The organism is Rossellomorea aquimaris, assembly GCF_020171925.1.
GTDB classification, from domain to species: domain Bacteria; phylum Bacillota; class Bacilli; order Bacillales; family Bacillaceae_B; genus Rossellomorea; species Rossellomorea aquimaris_F.
On the sequence record NZ_JAIVAR010000003.1, the window covers coordinates 95,104 to 115,413 of the forward strand.

At 46.3% G+C, this 20,310-nt stretch carries 18 protein-coding genes; 6 read left to right on the forward strand and 12 right to left on the reverse strand.

The features are described 5' to 3' along the window. Positions 1-58: 58 nt before the first annotated feature. The 6 genes from LCM10_RS11840 to LCM10_RS11865 all read right to left on the reverse strand — a co-directional run bounded on the left by LCM10_RS11840 (position 59) and on the right by LCM10_RS11865 (position 7,059). A complete protein-coding gene (locus LCM10_RS11840; RefSeq protein ID WP_224876486.1) occupies positions 59-913 on the reverse strand; it encodes a DMT family transporter in 855 nt (284 codons plus the stop codon). Between the two features lie 379 nt (positions 914-1,292). Beyond that, entirely contained in the window at positions 1,293-1,997 is a 705-nt protein-coding gene (locus LCM10_RS11845; RefSeq protein WP_224876487.1) for a LutC/YkgG family protein, read from the reverse strand. Further along, positions 1,994-3,424 carry a LutB/LldF family L-lactate oxidation iron-sulfur protein gene (locus LCM10_RS11850; RefSeq protein WP_224876488.1) on the reverse strand — a complete coding sequence of 477 codons (1,431 nt, stop codon included), beginning with the start codon at positions 3,422-3,424 and terminating at the stop codon, positions 1,994-1,996. Before LCM10_RS11850 ends, LCM10_RS11845 begins: the two co-directional genes overlap by 4 nt. A 21-nt stretch (positions 3,425-3,445) precedes the next feature. Continuing rightward, the gene (locus LCM10_RS11855; protein ID WP_224876489.1) at positions 3,446-4,162 is read right to left on the reverse strand and encodes a (Fe-S)-binding protein; all 717 of its coding nucleotides are present in this window, start codon (positions 4,160-4,162) and stop codon (positions 3,446-3,448) included. 217 nt (positions 4,163-4,379) lie between these two features. Continuing rightward, positions 4,380-6,164, reverse strand: a complete 1,785-nt coding sequence (locus tag LCM10_RS11860) for an L-lactate permease (RefSeq protein WP_224876490.1) — start codon at positions 6,162-6,164, stop codon at positions 4,380-4,382. Positions 6,165-6,342: 178 nt separating this feature from the next. Continuing rightward, positions 6,343-7,059 carry a FadR/GntR family transcriptional regulator gene (locus LCM10_RS11865; RefSeq protein ID WP_224876491.1) on the reverse strand — a complete coding sequence of 239 codons (717 nt, stop codon included), beginning with the start codon at positions 7,057-7,059 and terminating at the stop codon, positions 6,343-6,345. Positions 7,060-7,261: 202 nt separating this feature from the next. Between LCM10_RS11865 and LCM10_RS11870 the strand changes: the two genes are divergently transcribed. After that, on the forward strand, positions 7,262-7,816 hold the full coding sequence (locus LCM10_RS11870; protein WP_224876492.1) for a 2'-5' RNA ligase family protein: 555 nt from the start codon (positions 7,262-7,264) through the stop codon (positions 7,814-7,816). 31 nt (positions 7,817-7,847) lie between these two features. On the opposite strand, the gene LCM10_RS11875 is transcribed toward LCM10_RS11870, so the two are convergent. Next, positions 7,848-8,702, reverse strand: a complete 855-nt coding sequence (locus LCM10_RS11875) for an AraC family transcriptional regulator (protein ID WP_224876493.1) — start codon at positions 8,700-8,702, stop codon at positions 7,848-7,850. 225 nt (positions 8,703-8,927) lie between these two features. On the opposite strand from LCM10_RS11875, the gene LCM10_RS11880 reads away from it, so the two are divergent. Together LCM10_RS11880 and LCM10_RS11885 are read left to right on the forward strand one after the other, a co-directional pair. Continuing rightward, positions 8,928-9,350 carry an SRPBCC family protein gene (locus LCM10_RS11880; RefSeq protein ID WP_224876494.1) on the forward strand — a complete coding sequence of 141 codons (423 nt, stop codon included), beginning with the start codon at positions 8,928-8,930 and terminating at the stop codon, positions 9,348-9,350. Beyond that, positions 9,351-9,674: an ArsR/SmtB family transcription factor gene (locus LCM10_RS11885; protein ID WP_224876495.1), complete on the forward strand. Its 324-nt coding sequence runs from the start codon at positions 9,351-9,353 to the stop codon at positions 9,672-9,674. Between the two features lie 102 nt (positions 9,675-9,776). On the opposite strand, the gene LCM10_RS11890 is transcribed toward LCM10_RS11885, so the two are convergent. Continuing rightward, complete coding sequence (locus LCM10_RS11890) at positions 9,777-10,610, reverse strand: DUF1835 domain-containing protein (protein WP_224876496.1); 834 nt, start codon at positions 10,608-10,610, stop codon at positions 9,777-9,779. 112 nt (positions 10,611-10,722) lie between these two features. Here LCM10_RS11890 and LCM10_RS11895 point away from each other — a divergent pair, with 112 nt between their 5' ends. Both LCM10_RS11895 and LCM10_RS11900 read left to right on the forward strand, forming a co-directional pair. Beyond that, positions 10,723-11,679 carry a DUF4003 family protein gene (locus LCM10_RS11895; RefSeq protein WP_224876497.1) on the forward strand — a complete coding sequence of 319 codons (957 nt, stop codon included), beginning with the start codon at positions 10,723-10,725 and terminating at the stop codon, positions 11,677-11,679. A gap of 219 nt (positions 11,680-11,898) precedes the next feature. Next, positions 11,899-13,317, forward strand: a complete 1,419-nt coding sequence (locus tag LCM10_RS11900; protein ID WP_224876498.1) for an NAD-dependent succinate-semialdehyde dehydrogenase — start codon at positions 11,899-11,901, stop codon at positions 13,315-13,317. Positions 13,318-13,391: 74 nt separating this feature from the next. Here LCM10_RS11900 and LCM10_RS11905 read toward each other — a convergent pair whose 3' ends face one another. Further along, on the reverse strand, positions 13,392-13,646 hold the full coding sequence (locus LCM10_RS11905) for an atypical membrane-integrating protein (Mistic protein) (RefSeq protein WP_224876499.1): 255 nt from the start codon (positions 13,644-13,646) through the stop codon (positions 13,392-13,394). Positions 13,647-13,777: 131 nt separating this feature from the next. Next, complete coding sequence (locus LCM10_RS11910; protein ID WP_224876500.1) at positions 13,778-14,137, reverse strand: DUF805 domain-containing protein; 360 nt, start codon at positions 14,135-14,137, stop codon at positions 13,778-13,780. A 253-nt stretch (positions 14,138-14,390) separates the two neighbouring features. Here LCM10_RS11910 and LCM10_RS11915 point away from each other — a divergent pair, with 253 nt between their 5' ends. After that, positions 14,391-15,812 carry an alanine/glycine:cation symporter family protein gene (locus LCM10_RS11915; protein WP_224876501.1) on the forward strand — a complete coding sequence of 474 codons (1,422 nt, stop codon included), beginning with the start codon at positions 14,391-14,393 and terminating at the stop codon, positions 15,810-15,812. 182 nt (positions 15,813-15,994) lie between these two features. Here LCM10_RS11915 and LCM10_RS11920 read toward each other — a convergent pair whose 3' ends face one another. Together LCM10_RS11920 and LCM10_RS11925 are read right to left on the reverse strand one after the other, a co-directional pair. Next, positions 15,995-16,936: an alpha/beta hydrolase family protein gene (locus LCM10_RS11920; protein ID WP_224876502.1), complete on the reverse strand. Its 942-nt coding sequence runs from the start codon at positions 16,934-16,936 to the stop codon at positions 15,995-15,997. 145 nt (positions 16,937-17,081) lie between these two features. After that, entirely contained in the window at positions 17,082-20,162 is a 3,081-nt protein-coding gene (locus LCM10_RS11925; protein ID WP_224876503.1) for a GNAT family N-acetyltransferase, read from the reverse strand. Positions 20,163-20,310: the final 148 nt, after the last annotated feature.

The following is a 20,310-nucleotide window of genomic DNA, read 5'->3' on the forward strand; positions in this document are numbered from 1 at the left end:
CAAAAATAGTAAACAAGGTACGTCCCGCACTGCGTTAAAGCAGTGCGGGACGTACCTTTCATTTTGATTCGCGGTTGTTTTTCAGGAACATGTAGAGTGATGCTCCGAAGATGGTGATGTAGCCGATGATACTCCACATGTCAGGAATCTGTCCGAACAGGAAGATGCTGATCAACGCGGAGTAGACGACGGTCGAGTAAAAGAAGATCGAGATTTCCTTCGCCGGGGCGAACTTGTAGGCAATCGTGATCCCGAACTGACCGATTGTTGCGAAGAAACCGGCCCCAAGAAGATAAACCCACTGCTTCAAGGTCATCGGCTCGTAGAAAGCGAACACGAATGGCAGCAGGATCATCGTGGTGAAGAAGGAAAAATAAAACACGACCGTGTAAAATTTCTCTTTCGTTCCCAACACCCTCAGCACGGTATAGGCCCCTGCGGCAAAGACAGCTGACAACAGTCCTGCGAGGTAAGGGATCGTTTCATACGAAAACGATGGTTTGATGATGAACAATGTTCCGATGAACGCGATGATGATGGCTGTAATCTGAAACATCCGCGCTCTCTCTTTCAGGAAGATCGATGCAAAAATGATTGTTAAAAACGGGCTGAGTTTATTCAGCATATCTGCGTCTGACAGCACGAGATGATCAATCGCATAGAAGAACAGCACAATCCCGGCAGCCCCCAGACTTGACCTGAGCAAAAGCAATTTCTGATTTTCCTTTTTACCAAACAAACGCTCACCATGATATTTAACAAATCCAAACGCAATGATCGCCGAAACAAAGTTCCTGAAGAACGTCTTCTGGACCGTCGGCACGTCGCCGGAAAGCTTCACAAGTGCTGCCATCATCGAAAATCCGAATGCGGATAATAGTAAGAGTATGATTCCTTTGTTACGATTCGACATAGCTTCCTCCATATTCAATTTCGTTTAGTATTCTCAAGTGTATTTAAATAAATGAGATGATTTATGCAACTAGGTTAGTGTAACAAATTTTTGGTGTTCTATGGAGGGATAAGCTCTGTATGCGAAAAAGCACCCGTTCATTTCTTTATACATGTCTTTGATGTGATGGTTCCCCTGATTTAACCGCAATCTCCTATGGAAAACGTTTTAAGTGCGGAATTTCGGATTTAAGTGCGAGTTTTCCGATCTATGTGCGAAAAAGTCAGTTTATGTGCGAAATCTGCAAAATAGGTGCGAACTGCCGACTTTTCGACAAAAACAGACCGAACTCCACCTCAAAAAAACACCTGACTCATCAAGAGCTCAGGTGTCTACGCTATTACAAATCATCCACAATCACATACGTCGCCTTCACCGGACCGTGCACACCGACAATCAGGTTCATCTCAATGTCGGCTGAGTTGCTGGGACCAGAAATGAAATTGACACAGGAAGCCACTAGTTCTCCGTTTTCGATCTTATCATGGATATGCTTCGCTGCCTGCGTCATCCTTGGGACGATCGTGCTTTTCGGGATGATGCTAATGTAAACAACGGGAAGCAGGCTGACGGCCCTCCCTTTTCCTTGATCGCTGAAAAGGACCACGGTACCGGATTCCGCAAGCGTCATATCACTGAACGTAATCCCGACATCAGCGGTTGCCGAGAATGAAAGGTTTTCCTCCCCGCCCTCAGCGTCCCACACATGATGGGTGATGTCTGCATCTCCCATTTCACTAAGACCCGTCTCTTCAAAGCGTGGATCATCCCATGTGACGACTGACTTTCCGCCGTATTGCTTGATAAGATAAGGAATCAATGTGGAAAGCTCGCTCTTCACGGTCTCATGGACTTCGGTGTGAATCAAGCCGCACTGCTTCTTTAAAACCTCGACCAGGTCATCCTGGGAATAGCCTTTATACACTTCCCACTGAGGGTTATGCTGCCAATCAGGCTTTACAATTTCCGAACGGCGCTCCCGTCCGAGATTTCTCGCAAGCTTATCCAAAAAAGATCCCCGGTTCTGGATCTGCCCAATCGTCATGACTGTCCACCTTCTTTGCTTCTCTTTTTGTACCAATCCCTGAATCGCTCTTTTTTTGGAGCCGGGAATTCACGGATGTCCGTCCAGTTCTTAAGTGGACCCGGTCCTTTTGAAATGCTTCCGTCCTTTGTAAAGGCGGCCAGTGAAGATGGCGCAAGTTTCGAACCGATATTGTACATCGCAGGGGAAGCGGTCCCCATACTGAAGGCCTTCATCGATAGGTTTTCAAAAACGGGTGCCTTGCCTTCGCGCTCGACAATCTCCTGGCGGTGACGCACCAGATGCTCATGCAGAGGGATCTTCACCGGACATGCTTCTGTGCATGCTGCGCAAAGAGTGGATGCATAAGGAAGCTCTTTATATTCTTCATACCCTCCAAGCAGCGGAGACAATACCGCCCCCACCGGCCCCGGATAGATTGAACCATACGAATGACCCCCGACATGGCGGTAGACCGGACATACATTGATACAGGCCGCACAGCGGATGCAATGAAGGATCGACTGAAAGGCAGTCCCGAGGATCTTGGAACGTCCATTATCGACGATCACCAGATGAAATTCTTCAGGTCCGTCCACTTCCCCTTCTTGTTTCGGTCCAGTCAATGCAGTGATGTAGCTCGTCAGCTTCTGGCCGACTGCAGCCCTTGTCAAAAGACTGACGAGAACCTCCATCTCCTCCCATGTAGGGACGATCCGTTCCATCCCCATGACGGTGATCTGCGTCTTCGGGACAGTGGTCACCATCCGTGCGTTTCCTTCATTTGTAACGAGTGTAACCGTTCCCGATTCAGCAATCGCGAAGTTACAGCCTGTGATGCCGATATCTGCCTGCAGGAATTCTTCCCGCAATTTTTCACGGGCAAAAAGGGCAAGCTCTTCAGGCTTTTCCGTTTTGTCATATCCGAGTTTGTTCCTGAATACATCCCGGATTTGTTCTTTATTTTTGTGAAGGGCAGGGGCGACGATATGGGAAGGAGGATCATGGTCATCGACTTGCAGGATCCATTCGCCCAGGTCGGATTCGATCACCTCGCAGCCTGCTTTCTCGAGTGCTTCATTCATATTTATTTCTTCCGTGACCATCGATTTCGACTTGACGACTTTCTTCCCTTCCTTTTTCTTGACGACTTCGGTGATGTATTCGTTCGCTTCTTCTGCCGTCTCCGCGAAAAATACATGACCGCCTCGTTTTGCCACATTCTCACTTAAAAGTTCCAGGTAATAATCAAGGTTCTCGATTGTATGTGATCTGATTTCCTCACCCAGCTCCCGCCATTCTTCCCAGTTACCTAGCTCCTCTGCCGCATTCAGGCGCCCGTTCCTTAACCGGGACTGTGCGGAAGAGACAGCACCCCGCATGAATGTATCGGCTATCCCGCTCGATACTCGATCATTGAAGGGTTGATTCCCTATCTTCATCGCCATCTTTCTTCCCCCTTCATTCTCCTATTGACTGTTCAATACCGATGCGATGTGCATCACTTTGATCGGCTTGCCTTTCCTATCGATCCGCCCGCCGATGTTCATCAGGCATCCGCAATCCGCTCCGATTAAGAGATCCGCTCCCGTCTCTTCCACACTCGCAACCTTTTCATCTACCATTTGTTCTGAAATTGGCGACATTTTCACTGAAAACGTACCGCCGAATCCGCAGCAATTATAGTTATGTGGAAGCGGATTCATTTCTAACCCTTCAACATGACCCAATAGTTTCATAGGAGCTTCCGTCACACCCAGAAGTCTGGTCATATGGCAGGAAGTGTGATAGGTTGCTTTGGCATCAAGCTTTGCGCCGACGTCTTCGACTCCAAGGACTTCAACGATGAACTGGGTCAATTCATAGGTTTTTTCAGCTAGTGATTCCGCCCGTTGTTCCCACTGTGGATCTCCTTTGAATAAATGTGGGTATTCCTTGAACATCGTAGCGCATGAGCCGGAAGGTGTGACAACATAATCACATTCTTCAAAAACACTGATCATATGCTTCATCGATTCCTTTGCCTTCCCGACATGTCCACTGTTATAAGCAGGCTGTCCGCAGCACGTCTGTTTTTCGGGAAAATCCACCTCGCAACCGAGCCGCTCCAATAATTCCACCGTATCCCTGCCCACATCTGTCTGGAAAATGTCGATTAAACATGTAACAAATAATGAAACTTTCATGGTTGTTCCCCATTTCTTTCGGAAGAACCCCCGTTTTAGATCCACATCGGGTTCTTCTTTTATAATAGACTGCTATAGTTGGAATTTTTCTGTATATTCTATTAAGTAATAGTGTAAGGCCAACGCCGCCGTTAGTCAACAGGTCATCAGATGACTTAATTCAAAAAGAATAAATTAGGGGCAGGTCCACTTCGCACATGACCTGCCCACCCATAATTTATGCGGTTTTTCTTAACATCTTACTATCTCGTTTATTTTTTCTTTCTCCATTAATGATGAGAGAAATGATGAAAACGGCTATCGCTGCCAGAAGCATGGTTCCAATATTCAATCCAATCCCGTTAATCACCACATACCCGATCGCCCCTGCAAAAATCACGTAGAACGTCATTGGAATCAGGGTTTTCCTGATCAGATTCCCTTCCCGTCCGATCAGACCTGCAGAAGAAGAAGCCGCGACTACATTATGGACACAGATCATATTCCCTGCTGCACCGCCGACTGCCTGCAGGGCAACGATCGTGGCCGGTGCTGCCAGGATATTGTCCGCAACCCCGAATTGGAAAAGGGAGAACATCATGTTACTGACCGTGTTGCTTCCCGCGGCAAACGCCCCGATCGCTCCGATGGTCGGAGCGGCAAGCGGCCAGTAGCTTCCGAATATGTTGGAAATTCCCTCTGCCAGCGCAAGTGGCATACTCGTGTAATCCGCTGCATTGATACCCGAGTTGATAAACACCTGAACCATCGGTACGGCAAAGATCAATGCGGCCATCGCACTTACAATCGTTTTGAATGAATCCTTCACTGCACGTGAATATTCTTTCATATTCATTTTGTAAATGAAGATGGATAACAGTGAAACTAGGATAAAGATGGTACCTGGCAGGTTCAACGGCTTTGAAGCTACCGAAATTTCAGTACCGAACAACGTCTCCAGATTGATGACAAATGATTGTAGCCAAGCTGAAAATGGCAGATAGCTGACACGTGTGGCAACCAACAATACAGCAACCAATAAATATGGCATCCATGCTTTCACAAAAGAAACTTCCTGCTTCGGCTTTTCGGAATGATCCACTTGCAGCGTTCCTGTCCAAGCCGGATCCCAGTTTGATTCTTTATCGAAATCCCAGGACTTCTTAGGAATGAACAACCCTTTTTTCGCGGCGGGAACGACGATGGCAAGTCCGATCAGTCCGCCAAGGAGGGACGGAAACTCCGGTCCGAGAAGATTCGCCACCAACGCATACGGCACGGTGAACGACAATCCGGCAAAAATGGCAAACTTCCACATCGCAAGCCCTTCTGAAATGGATTTATTTTTACCAAAGAAATACGTGAGCATCGTGACCATGAATAGTGGGATGAAGATTCCTATGACTCCATGGATGAGAGCGACCTGACCACCAATCCCGTTTATGTAAGCGTCAAACGTCGTCCCCTGCTCAGCAACGTATTTCTGGACAAGCGGCGAGTCCTTCAATCCTGAATTCACCCCGATCAGGATCGGCGTTCCCACCGCTCCATAGGAAACAGGTGTCGATTGCAGGATGAGAGCGACCATGACGGCCCCCATCGCAGGAAAGCCGATCGCCACTAACAGCGGACCTACAATGGTCGCAGGCGCACCCCAGCCAGCGGCACCTTCGAGGAATGATCCGAATAGCCAGCACACGATGATCGTCTGGACTCGTCGATCGGGTGAAATGGTGGTGAACCCTTTTCGAATCGTAAAGATGGCTCCGCTTTCTTTCAGCGTGTTCAATAAGAGGATCGCCCCAAACACGATCACGCCTACCTCGAGGGCGGTCACCATCCCTTTCACACTTGCTGCAGCTACCTGGTTTCCAGGCACTTCCCATACAAATATAGCCATGATAATCGTGATCAACAATGATACCGGCATCGCCTTTTTCGCCGGCCATCTTAAAATAACCAAAAACAAGAATACAGAAACAATCGGTAAAGTAGCAATCCAAGCCAACGTACCAACACTCACTTCCTCCATCTCCCTTCATTCCATTCAACCCATCACATTAACAGGTCATCAGATGACCTGTCCCATAACTAACAGTATAATTAAAACGCTTTCATATCACAATGGTATTTTTGTAATTTTATAAAAATAAAGAAGGTACGTCCCTCGTCGCGTTAAAGCGATGAGGGACGTACCTTCTTTAGTTCATTTCATCAAAGTAATTCATCAGGACTTCTTCCACGCTTTGGAGGTGGCGGAGCATGACTTTCTGTGCTTGGGGTCCATCCTGTGCCTCAATGGCCTGATAGATTTCCTGATGGTCTTTCCATAGACGGTCGAGGGTGGATTTTTCCGAATAGAGCCACAATCTTCTAGTTTCGCGCATCGTCGTGACCATCATCTCGGAAACATTGTTCATCAACCCGATCAACAGTTCATTCTGGGAAGCCTTGGCGATGCTCATATGAAAACGGAAATCAGCCTCTTCCCCCAACTCCTGGTCATTGGCTGCTTCCATTTGATCAAGGGCTTCTTTTATTTCAGCAAGCTGCTCGGCCGTCCGTCTCTCGGCAGCCGCCTGAACGGCTCCCACTTCCAGGATCCGCCTCACTTCAAGTAGATTCTTTACGTCATCCTTCTTCATCAGTACAGCTATATAAACGGGAAGCGACAGCATTTTGCTGTCAAATTCGCGAACATACGTCCCTTCGCCCTGGTGCATTTCCACTAATCCCATGGCACGTAGCGCACTCAGCGCTTCGCGGACCGCAGACCTGCCCACTTGAAAATTTTCAGCCAGTTGCTGAACCGATTCAAGCTTATCCCCACTCTTCAATTGACCCGACTTGATCATATCGATCAGCGCCTCGGCCACTTCCTCATAAATCTTACGCGGTTTAATACGTTTATAATTCAACAATTCTCACCCCATCAATGTTCCTATGTCTGATTTTATAGTATTGTGGTGTCATGGACAATATATTGCGAAGATTGCCCTTTTGAAACTTTCTCTTACAAAAATCCGAAATTCGGTGAAAGTATGGTTGCTAATCCCGATTCTAGGGTAGAAAGAAAAGTAGCCTATAATGATACATACTATTCTTTAAGGTGGTTGCGATATGTACTGGGTTATTGCCCTATTCGACAAACAAACAGAAAAGTTGATAACAGATGTGTGGAAAGAATTACGTGACGAATCAATCTCCTATTACATCGATGAAGTTCAGGACGGAAGACCCCATCTGACACTGGCGAGTTATAAGGAGCTTGATAAGGAAAACTATATGAAGCAGATGGAGATTTTTTATGAAGAGAAAGAAAGCCTTGATATCACGTTCAATCATATAGGATCGTTCTTGAATTACAACACTCTTTTTCTATCTCCCACGGCGACGAAGGAACTGCTGGACTTTCATACACACCATCATGAACATTTCAAAACATTCAACACGGAAGCCAATAAGTTATATGAACCTGGACAGTGGATTCCCCACAGCACACTGGCCAACAAGCTCGAGCCGGATCAATTATCGAAAGCCTTTCATTACTGTGTAGACAGGATCGGCCATACAACAGGAAGGATCGAGGAAGTGGGACTGATTGAACTCATCCGCCAGGACGGTGATACGATGGAGGCACCCCTTATTTATTCTAAAAAACTGAAAAGAAGCTAACGATGTTCCACCAGCTTCTTTTCAGAGTTCGTTATTTCTTCTTAATCGGGATCCATACTTCGCACCTATAGTCTTCCTCATTCACGTTTCCTGGAGGATATAATTCGAATTCAGGTCCCCCGCCATGCTCGTATCCCGTTGAAGGAAACCACTCGGAATAAATCCTCTGCCAGACTTCCTGAATGGCGTGGGGCATCGGACCGACGGATGTGAAGACCGCCCAGGTTGATGCCGGGATGACAATCGAATCAAACTTTCCGCTTTCTTCAGTTGTTTCTGCACCGATCAAATAAGAGAATGTATCGCCTCCATGATCAAACGCCATGCACACACCCATTAATTCTTCATTTCCTGCGTAGCGACAGATCTCATGCCCTTCGCCGCTGGCAGTCACTTCATTCCAGAACATCGGGATTTCTTTATTGTTTTCTTCGTTTGATGTTCTGATTTTGGTTCCTTTCCCAATGACCTTAAATGATTCCCTTTCGACTACTTTATATTCCATCTCTTTCTCCCCTTTTAATTGAATTTGAAATGACATGCGAGGGAATGCTTTAAGCGATGCACCTGATTCCCTGACTGCAGATGGAGATACCCCGTGAACCTTCCGAAAAGCTTTAGAAAAGGATTCTGGCGTTTCGTATTGATATCGTAGAGCCACATCAATCACTTTAGTGTCTGCATTCATCAAGTCCTGAGCAGCAAGAGTAAGCCTTCTTCTGCGTATATAATCAGCGACGGTGAATCCGGTCACCATGTGAAACATGCGCTGAAAGTGAAACTTCGAGCTCAAGGATATGAGTGCTAACTGATCCAGTTCGATCTTCTCCTGAAGATTCCCTTCAATATATTCCATACAATCATTCATTCTCTGGAGGATCTCCACTTCCCTCATCTCCTTACAAGATAAGTATAGAACGGCACCGCTTTTGTGTCCGGTCCGTTTGTGCTCTGTGATGACAGAGCGCGTTCACTGTTTAAAGCTCGCTAGTTTCAACTATTCTCCATAGCCCCCCAAGAACCCTTCTATCCAGCTTGACATACAACCAAAAGGTGTTATATTTAAAACAAAACCATTTGGTGTTAGTTTTTTTAGAAAGCGGGAGATTATATGACAAATCACGTAAAAGATATTGAACAAACTGCCATTTTCAACGCACCGATCGGCAAGGTATGGGAAGCTGTTTCATCCTCTGAAGGAATTGCTGCATGGTTCATGCCGAATGATTTTAAGCCGGAGGTCGGTCACGAATTTCATATTCAATCGCCTTTCGGACCTTCACCGTGCAAAGTACTTGAAATTGATGAGCCGAATAAGCTTTCGTTCTCATGGGATACCGATGGCTGGATCGTGTCTTTCTTTTTAAAAGATTTGGGTGAAAAAACGGAATTCACGGTTGTACATGCAGGCTGGAAGGAATCAGAGGAAACAATCACCAAAGCCAATGAGAAGGCCGCAATCATCCGCGACCGCATGAACAACGGTTGGGCCGGACTGGTGAATGACCGTCTCAGAAAGGTCGTTGAGGAATAAGTGGCCGCCGTTAAACACGATGTCTTTCAGGCCATCGCCGATCCGACTCGACGGGAAATGCTTCGATTGCTCGCTGAAAAGGAACGTCCGATTTCGGACATCGCCTCCCACTTCCCAATTAGCAGGACAGCCGTCACCAAGCATCTCGGAATCCTGTCTGAAGCGGAACTGATCCGTGGAAAAAAAGTCGGCCGGGAAAAAATCTACACTCTCCACCCCGAGCCCCTAACGGAATTGAAGGAATGGTTGTCCTATTATGAGCGGTTCTGGAACAATAAATTATCGATGCTTAAACACTTCGTTGAAGATAGTGAAGATGAATAGCCTGCTTACTAGTATGCGGGTGCTTTCATGCGAGTAAGCATGAGCTGCATACTAGTAATATAACTCTGCTTTCCCGTTGTTAAAGCAGGCTTTTTTCTGTGATCAGCGGGGTAAGCGAACAGCATAATGACGCATGGAACCAAGATCCCCTTCAGCTTCCAGCGCCCCTATTTCAATCAGATTCCGCAGTCGGTATTCAATGAAAGTGTCACCGACAGTCTGATCGATATGCCCGATTACATCACCAACCACTCTTCCAGCTTTCATGTACTCATGATTTTTATCGCTCATTAGCTTTTTGACGGTATCGAGAATAAAGGAATCGAAAGTATCCTCTGAAGCCCCTTCCAGCCTGCCCACCCGCCACAATCGGAGTAACTCGTTTTCAGTTGAAGCATTTTTCCAATCGCTGATCAGGTCATCCCGTTCATGGTCGGTGAGTGGTGGATCATATTTGGAGTAATCGTAGATCACAGCCATCTTTTCTGGAGGGATTTCAGCCGAATTATAAGGTATATAGAACCGCTTAGGCTGTTTGAACAACTTTATGTATTTCTCTGTGGTATTGATGACGAAGAGATCAATATCCTTTCTTTCTTTTAGAAGAAAAACACCATACCGCAATCCCGTTTGCTCGTGAGCATTCTCTCCCACCCACATTGTGATGGGTTCTCCCTTCGGAATTTTGTCCAGACCCACCCACATCTTTTTATAATTTCGTTCACATTCTTCAAGCTCATTCCACTCGTTGGTCAAATGGGTATGTTTCCACCGGAATCGTTCATTCAAGCCCTTTTCCACATGCAGATCCTTAATCGGACCTACGGAAAATTGGTCCCATAGGGAATAAACATTATGGGTATTTCCTAGCCCCATTTGGCTAAGGGTAATTTTCAAGCACCCGGCTGTCGACTGACTGAATAAGAGATGAATCATCTCGCTGCCTCCCCTCTACATTTCCATAGATAAACAATCTCATATTCAGTGAAACTTTTCCAATTTACCAGACGTATAGTAACTAACTTACTTAAAAAGGGACGTGATTGGGTTGAATAAGGTTGATGTGTACAAAGATGTTTATGGGGACTTAAAAAAGAGGCTTCGTTGGAAGGTGGCCGATACCCGTTCATTGATGTTGATTGCCTCCCTTTATGTAACAGACAATCAAGTCTATGATGGCGACAGTCTTGAAGAAATGGCAGACTATATAAAAAAGGAAGTCGGATTCTTCACTACGATGCAATCACATCAGCGCTATACATTCGCCGCCATGCTTCTCACACGTTTTCAACATCCCCAGGAAAAGTTCAGCGAATTCATTCAAATGTATAAAGCACTGGTGGATGGAGGATTTTCCATGGGGGCTTATACGTATGTTTCTGCGATGGTCCTTTTAAATGACGATAAGAGTCATCTTGACATTGCTCCAAGGGCAATGGACGTTTACAAGAAGATGCGGAAAAAGCACTTCTTCCTGACAGGGCAAAGCGATTATCCACTTGCGATGCTCCTTGCTCAAGGTACGAAGGAAATTGATACGCTGATCGAACGAATCGAATTCTTTTACGGCAAATTGAATCAGTCCGGATTCCACATAGGGAATGATTTGCAGACGATGAGCCATATTTTATCGCTTATCGAAGAAGTCGATCCGGAAGTATTAGTGACGCGCTGCACGGAAATTTTCGACCGGTTAAAAGACGAAGGCATGAAGACGAAAGCGATGTATTATCCTCAGATTGCCATGCTTGCGTTTTTGACGAATGGGAAAGAGCATATCACACATGTGAAAGAAATTCAGGAATCTTTGAATCATGAGATCCGTTGGCAGAAGGATATGAACTTTATGATGGCCGTCACCCTGCACCTCAGTGATCAAATCGAAAATTCCTCTCTCCTGCAAACCAATCTGTCGACAACCATTGAAACGCTCATCCAAGCTCAACAATCAGCCTCCGTTGCAGCCATCGCCGGTGCAACCGCCGCATCCAACAGCGGGAGTTAACGGAAAAGGGACGGTCCTTTATCCCGCTAAAGGACCGTCCCTCATTGCGTTGAAGTGTTAAAAGCTGAGAAATAGGGTATATATGTTAGGGATCGACCGTAAATTATGGTGATGGATCATCCATTGAAGCAAACCTTATAATGAGAGCTTTATAGCTCAACCTGATAAAATATTGGTAGATGAAGGACCACATACATGCAATGGAAAAGGAGGACAAACATGCAACACTACAATATGCTCATTAACGGTGAAGAAATCGGAAGCGACTTACCTAAAGTGGAAGTGACCAATCCAGCGACTTCAGAGGTCGTGGCTACCATTCCAAAGGGTGGAAAAAGCGAAGCGGAGAGTGCCGTCGATGCAGCCCACCATGCATTTCGCGACTGGTCTCAGCATTCAGTCTATGAAAGAAGCGAACTCATCCGAAAATGGTACGACCTGATCAATGAACATAGTGAAGATCTTGCGCGGACGATGACGATTGAACAGGGCAAACCTTTGAAGGAAGCACTTGGAGAAATCCAATATGCCAACGGCTTCATATCCTGGTACGCAGAAGAAGGCAAACGGGTATACGGGGAACAGATTCCTGCGACTCAACGGAATAAGAGGTTATTTGTGTCCAAGCAGCCTGTCGGTGTCGTTGCCGTCATCACACCTTGGAACTTCCCTGCCGCGATGATCACGAGAAAAGTCGCCCCTGCCCTCGCAACCGGATGTACGGTGGTCATCAAGCCTGCCAACCTTACACCGTTGACAGCACTCAAGATGGCGGCCCTTGCAGAAAAGGCCGGTATCCCGAAAGGTGTCATCAATGTCGTCACTGGGGATTCAAAAGCAATCGGTGAAGCTTGGCTTGAGGATACACGCGTGCGCAAGCTTACTTTCACAGGGTCTACCGAAGTGGGCCGACAGTTGATGAAAGGGTCCGCTGATACCATCAAGAAAGTATCATTGGAACTGGGAGGCCACGCCCCATCCATCGTCATGGACGACTGTGATATCGATAAAGCGGTTGAAGGCGTTGTCGCGTCTAAGTTCCGCAACGCAGGACAAACATGTGTATGTTCGAACCGAGTGTATGTCCAAGAAGACATAGCGGAAGAGTTTACCAAGAGGCTTATAGCGAAGGTAAAAGAACTGAAAGTCGGAAACGGCCTTGAAGAAGGGGTCGACATCGGACCGCTCATCGATGAAGATGCAGTCGAAAAGGTACAGAAGCATATCGACGACGCGGTAAATAAAGGGGCAAAAGTTGCTACTGGAGGCAAAGCAGGCAATGGACTATTCTTCGAACCTACCGTCCTGACCGATGTGAGTGAAGACATGCTGTGCATGACGGATGAAACGTTCGGCCCTCTGGCACCCATCTCGACGTTCAAGACACAGGAAGAAGCGATCCAACGTGCAAATGACTCCATCTATGGCCTTGCCGCTTATGTATTTACAGAGAATATCACAAGGGGTATCGAGATCTGTGAACAGCTTGAGTACGGAATCGTCGGCCTTAACGACGGGGTCCCTTCGACACCGCAGGCTCCATTCGGAGGATTCAAGCAAAGCGGCCTTGGACGTGAAGGTGGCCATCACGGTATCGAGGAGTATCTCGAGGTAAAGTATATTTCAGTTGGGCTATGAGGATCGCGTTACGTTTGAAAAGAGCAATCCCCGGACACATTCATCGTGTCCGGGGATTTTTTCATCCATGCAGCCTACTGTTTCTTATCTCCCTCAAGGTCGAGCCAGGACAAGACCTCTTTTAGGATGCCATTAACCTTTTGACTTACATATTCCTCTCCGTAGATCTGCTTCGCTTTCTCCAAATCCTTGAGCACTCCCTCTTCCAGGTCAACAAATGGAGTTTCTTCTTCCATGTCATTATACAACTCAATCATCGCTTCTAATCCTTCTTGCATCCGATCGATGGCTTCACTGTATTTCTCGTTTTCATCGCTTTTCGCTCGCATCTTATCACCCACATCTAGTATGCGTGGGAAATGCTGGGTTTATACCATTCTAAGGTACGTCCCTCAATGCGTTAAAGCGTAAAAGAAAACCCGGCGCGCTTTGATGGAAGTCTCGCCGGGTTTCTGTCTTATTATAGGTAGCCTCCACCTGATTTCGGGTTTTGTCCCCATTTGTTGGATTGACTTTCCCCTTCTAGGCACATGAATACGAGGATGACGATCGCCCCGATGATTGGAATGAGGGAGATCAGGATCCACCATCCACTTCTACCCGTATCGTGCAGACGACGTACCGCCACTGCAAGGGATGGAAGGAAAACAAACAGTGAATACAGTCCGGACAACCATCCGTCTATCCCCACTAGCGATTGAATCAACAAGATTCCCATTGCGATTAGAAAATTAATAAGGGCGAACATCCAGTATTCTTTACGTCTGGCACGGCCGCCGAAATTCACATAATTTTTGATAACTTTTATATACCAGCTCATTCTGTTTCTCCTTTTTATATGTATTTTACAATTTCATAGTATACCATACCCATCCTTTGAAACCGACTAAACCATTTGTCCTATTTTTCCCAGATAGTCAAGAAGGAATCTTGTTTGAAACCCAGCAAATCCGGTAGTTCAATAAACTCATTCTCTGGCAAACTTTCACATATTACTGGACAGCCTGGGGGTGGTACTATATATAATAGTAGACGTCACAACTAGAAAACGCTTACAACACGAGGAGGATATTATGCTAGATGTGCTAAACAAGATCAATTCATTTCTTTGGGGGACACCAAGTTTAGTACTGTTATTCGGAACAGGCTTATTTTTGACCATCATGCTTAAAGGACTGCAATTCAAAAAGCTGTTTTACGCCTTTAAGCTTGCATTCACAAAAGAACCGAAATCGGAATCTTCATCGGAATCAGAAGGAGATATCAGCAACTTCAAGACGTTGATGACCGCTCTATCCGCGACAATCGGAAACGGTAATATCGCCGGTGTCGCAACCGCTCTGACAATCGGGGGACCGGGCGCGATCTTCTGGATGTGGATCGTCGGTCTCCTTGGCATGGCGACGAAATATGCAGAAGCACTGCTTGCAATGAAATACCGGGTTAAGAATAAAAACGGTGAGTACTCAGGCGGACCGATGTACTACGTTGAAAAAGGGCTCGGGAGCAAGTGGAAATGGCTTGCAGTGGCATTTGCGTTTTTCGGGGCTTTTGCTGCCCTCGGCATCGGGAACAGTGTTCAATCAAACACGATTGCGGACGTCATGACGACAAGCTTCCATATTAATAACTGGGTGACTGGGGTTGTTCTCGCTGTTTTGACTGGATTAATTATCTTCGGGGGAATCCAACGGATCAGTACCGTCGCGTCATTCTTTGTTCCAATCATGGCGTTCTTATATATAGGCGGTTCACTTTTGATCATCGGCTTGAACTATGACTTGATCATCCCTGCATTCAAGCTAATATTCCATTATGCATTCAACCCTGTAGCCGCTGCTGGTGGATTTGCGGGGATTGTCATCAGTGAAGCCATCCGAAGCGGTGTTTCACGTGGGATTTTCTCTAATGAGGCTGGCCTCGGTACTGCCGCGCTGATTGCGGGGAATGCCAAGACCGACCATCCTGTCAAACAGGCTCTCGTCGCAATGACAGGTACCTTCATCGTCACGATCATCGTATGTACGATGACCGGGCTTGTACTGATCATCACTGGATTCTGGGATCCGACAGGAGGAGCGATATCCGGAGTTCAACATGCCGCTGACCTAGATGGAGGGGCATTGACGAGTGCGGCATTCGGACATGCCCTAGGAATTGCCGGGGAATACATCGTCTCATTCTCCGTCATTTTCTTCGGCTTCTCCACCATTGTCGGCTGGTATATGTATGGTGAGAAATGCTTTGAATATCTCACTGGCTACCGCTACATCCTTTCCTATCGCCTGATCTATGTCATTGCGACAGGAATGGGTGCCGTTGCGAACCTTGAACTGGTATGGGCTTTCGCAGACATGTCAAATGCACTGATGATGATCCCGAACCTGATTGCCCTTTTACTTCTCTATAAGGTGATCGTGAAGGAAACGAATCATTATTTTAATGAGTATTTGCCTGGGCAGATGCGTTCTTATTCTAATAGAAAAGCAAGTTGATAAAAAAAACGGCGTGTTGGTCTCACGCCGTTTTTTTAATGTTTAAGTTATTTTTGTTAAAAGTGAGAATACCCATGTTTGATTCCACATTTGAACTCTTCATTGTAAACTTTTTATTCATTTATTCCATCACGGCTACCCTTTTATTTTACAAAGTCAGTAAAAAGACTGAAGGTTGGTTATTACTGAAACTTCCCTAGCCACTGCCTGATGATATCCTTTACTTCCCCATCAAGGGGCTTCTTCATCAATTTCTTGTTGCCGTTAAGGATTTTACTCAACAAGTATTCTGTTTCTGTCTTTCTGAGGATATGGGTGAGATCTTTCAGCAAGTGCGATTCACACTCACCTTTTACAAGCGTGCACACTTTTTTAGCATCATCCATTTTTACGTTTACGTCTTTCGTTCCCGAAATAGCCAGGACGGGACAGGTGACATTGATCAATGATTCGGATACATCCACATCAGCATGCTCCCTGTTCCATTTTGCGTTCACTTTTTTCCCTTTATAGGTAATTACAGCTTCGTCTGTACCGAGGATTTTTTCTGTGAGCTGATCGTTCATCTTCAAGATTTTCTGATCCACTTTCAACACTTTGAGAAGCCATCCTTGAAATCCTTTCATAGAACGTATTTCGTTCACCATCTCTTCCCGCTGCCATTTGGTCGTCTCAGCAAGCTTCTCTGCACAAGGAGCCAGCAGGATCAAGCCGGCGACAGGGTCACGGTCATTCATGAGCGGGGTAAGGATTGTGCCTTCACTATGACCGAGGAGGATAATCCGCTTGTTGTCGATTTCTTCATGTTCCTTTGCAAAATTAACAACTGCCTGCACATCATCAACCAAATCATAGACACCCGTTGCATGATAGTCTCCTCCGCTCGCCCCCAATCCCCGCTTGTCATACCTCAGAGTAGCAAAGCCCTCATCCACCGCCAATGCACTAAGTTCTTTAAAAATATTCATCGGCATCCGCTTTGCATTAGAGTCCCGATCAACAGGGCCACTCCCATGGACCATGATGATCACTGGATGCTTACTTGATTGTTCCTCCAGAAAAGTGAGTGTCCCACCTAACGCGTACTTCGCATCAATTGTTACATTCTGCTCCACAAATCCCATTTTCCCACCCCTTTTTAGAGGTCCGTCCCTTCACGCATTAAAAAAGTGAGGAACGGACCAATGCGTGTACCCCGAAAAGATTAAAATAGACTTTGCCCTTAAAGGAAAAATGCCCGCTCCGATCCTCCGAAGCGGGCACACCTTATTACATAAATGAAACTTTCCTTAACTGCTTATAACAAGCGGAGACGTCTTCCTCGCCTAAAACCATCACGGTCGGTTTTAGCTTGATGCGTTCTCCTGAAGCCGCAGTCCATTTTGTTGAAGAAGCCGCTACGAGCACTTCCTGATTGATGTAAGCTTCTGTCATCTTCACATCATCAGGATGTACAAGAAGTGCCTTTTCCTTCCGATCATCTGAACCGACATGAAGGAAAGGACTGTCTGAAAGCATGAATTCTTCGACGCCGCCATAATACGTATCAAATTTGCCTTCGGTCGGCAAGTTCAGATAGCTAGAAGATAATTCCTCTCCGGGCTTGAAAAATGCCTCCAGATCGACCGTTTCGTTCATGAACGCGCGTCCCGAATCCTGTTCGATTTCACAATAGAAGAGCATGACAGGGACTTCTGGTAGCGTCAAGGCATATTGACGGAGAGTGATACCCTTCATCGTTTCATGCTCTTTGAACACCGTGGTCACCATGAGGCCTCTCCAGCTATTTCCGTGTTCATCCTGCTTCGTGACCCCCTCCACCGAGGTCGGCTCCTTCAGCATGGAGTATGGACTTACACTCATGAATGTGTATCGTATCCCTCCACCCCAAGGATTCCACCAGGCTTTTGGTCCAGGTTCCGGATATTGATGGTGGAGGAATTCTTTATCTTTATAAATCAATGAATAGAATCCAGGGTAATAGCCAGCCGACGCTTTAAAGGAGAGCACACCATTGTCGACCGTCCAGTTCCCATCGTGTTCAGTGATTTCTATTTCTTTATCTCCCGTAACCAAAGCGACCGTTTCGTATGAAGCCAGTTGCCCTCTTGACCGGAACTTTCCATGTAGCCGTTGCACGCCAGGGGTGTTGTGAACAACATCTACATGTACTTCTGTCAATTCATCCTTTTTCGTTACCTCTTGTTCCACACTTCCATCTTCACCTTCGACTGTGAGCTTCCCTTCAAGATGAGGGGTCAGCATCGAACGGAATGAATAATGCACTTTTTCGCTTGCCTGAGAAGTAAGGCCACCTTCTGATGCTTCAAAAGAGTATAAAGGACATTCATCCATTGGGGATGCGTCATCCCCCAATACAAAAGCTCGCCACTCTTTCCAGGTCGGCGATGCATTGAGCCCGATCTGAATCGGTCCAAGGCATATTTCCCCCTCGGAAGGAACACAATCAGTCTTATACTCAATCGCAAAATGCCAACTATTTTTACGCCCCAGCGCATGTTCCGGCCACGCGAGCCCCCTTGTTTCCCCATTTGCAGCAGAGGTGAACAGCCAGCGTTCGGAAATTTCTTTATCACGGATATAATCCATGAACGGAACGATCGCCTCATCACCCACGACGACACCTTCTTTTTGAGGGATCGCCATTTGCTTCAATTGAATCGGCAGCGGCTGAATCAAATAAAGCTGCTCTTTCATCTCATGTGACTTATTCACGATTTCATGCTTGATCTCCACGATTCCGGAACCGTATATCTTCAAGTACGTATTCAAGATTACCGATTCAAATGAATCAGACTCCAATGTGGTTTTCACGACAAATGCCTCTGGTGTTTCAATATACTCAACGAAAGACGCTTCTTTCTTAGAAAACTCTTCGCTGAACGGCTTACCGAGTTGTGGCGGGAAAAGAGTCATCGGATCCTGCTTGGAATGGACTGAACCAATCTTGACAATATGGTTCCTTTTTTCAATCTCGACAAAATATGGTCCATTATACGCTTTCCAGGACGCCTCATTTTCCCCTCCGAACCGCGCACCGAGTCCCGGGAAAGCAAGCGACAGTTTAGATTCGAATTCAAAGCATACTCCGTTCTTTTTCTTCACGCTGATCAATACGTCTTCTGAGTAAAAACCATTTTTTAGAAGCTCAGCCTTCACTGGAACGGAAAACCTGCTTTTCCCTGCTAGTTCAGCTTTTACTTCTGTTTGGCCCCACTTCACCACATCACTTGGAGGAAGCTTGATCGTCCAAGTTGCATCATCCTCGAGTTGGCTCTCGATATCTAAATAGAGGAGCGCTTTTTGATTGGGGCGCCAATCTTTTTTAGCAGTGCGTAAATGCAGTTTTCCTGCCTGTTTTGGATAAACCCCCATTTTCAAAGGAAATAACTTCCCATCAACTTCTACATCTGCCGTTACGACGGGATGCGTTTTCCATGGGCTTGGCTCTCTCGTAGGAAGCGTTAGGACAGCATGATATTCACCAATCCACTCTTTACTCACGGTTGTCTCAGCCGTGAAGGTGTGCTTGACGTTCTCTGTCGACAGCCCTTTGATGGAAACATGAGCGGGTTCCATCGTCTTATTGACGATCCGGTAACTAACAGCGTGTTCTTCCCTCTCAAGGAGCTTAAATTCAGGCAGCTTCATTTCCACGAGAAGATCTTGTGTCTCAATCAGGCGTATCCCTCTTCCTGTCCGTTCAAATTGAACGCGGACATACTCATCGCCTGCTTCCCACCTGTATTCATAATACGTATGGTCCCCATCCTTGTTTCCGTCCGGTTTCACTTCGATGACACGCTGACTTGTACGATACCAGTCATGCTTGTCAAAGAATGGCTTGAGGCAGTCGATCTGCAGCACCGATGGAATGAAGTTCATCAAATGTGTCGTATCATCCCGGTCCTCCCAAAAGAACCCACACTTCTTATAAAGCGGAACGGCTTTGGTATTGCCCGGCCAAGTAAATAAGTCGAGACGTGGCCATTTCAATTCAATCGTCCTATCAAGCGCTTTAAGGACTAGCTGCTTGCCGATCTTTAAACCATGATAGTCCGGGTGAACATTCAAGAGCGGGATATAGAGTGCTCCCTGATCTTCACTGTAGCGTGATAACCCGCAGTATCCGACCACCTCTTCGCCGATCATGGCCAGATACAAATGAAGATTCGTAGAGTTCCCCTCTTTCTCTATCACGTCCTGCTCTGTCATGACACTGGCGTCACCACCCCAATTGTCACGGCTTTCATTCCACATCTTTGCGATCCCATTTGCGAGACCTTCATGGTATTCTACGATTCTTACTTTCTCCAACGTTGTTTTCATAACTTCCTCCTACACTACGTTTTAATGTGTCGAACCTCATCCTTTTTTCCTTCTTTTGTAACTCCATTCACAATCGTAATCATCTTTGATCTCCTCCTTTTCAATATTGGAAAAAATTACTTCCCACCCACAGTTTAAAATGTTACGC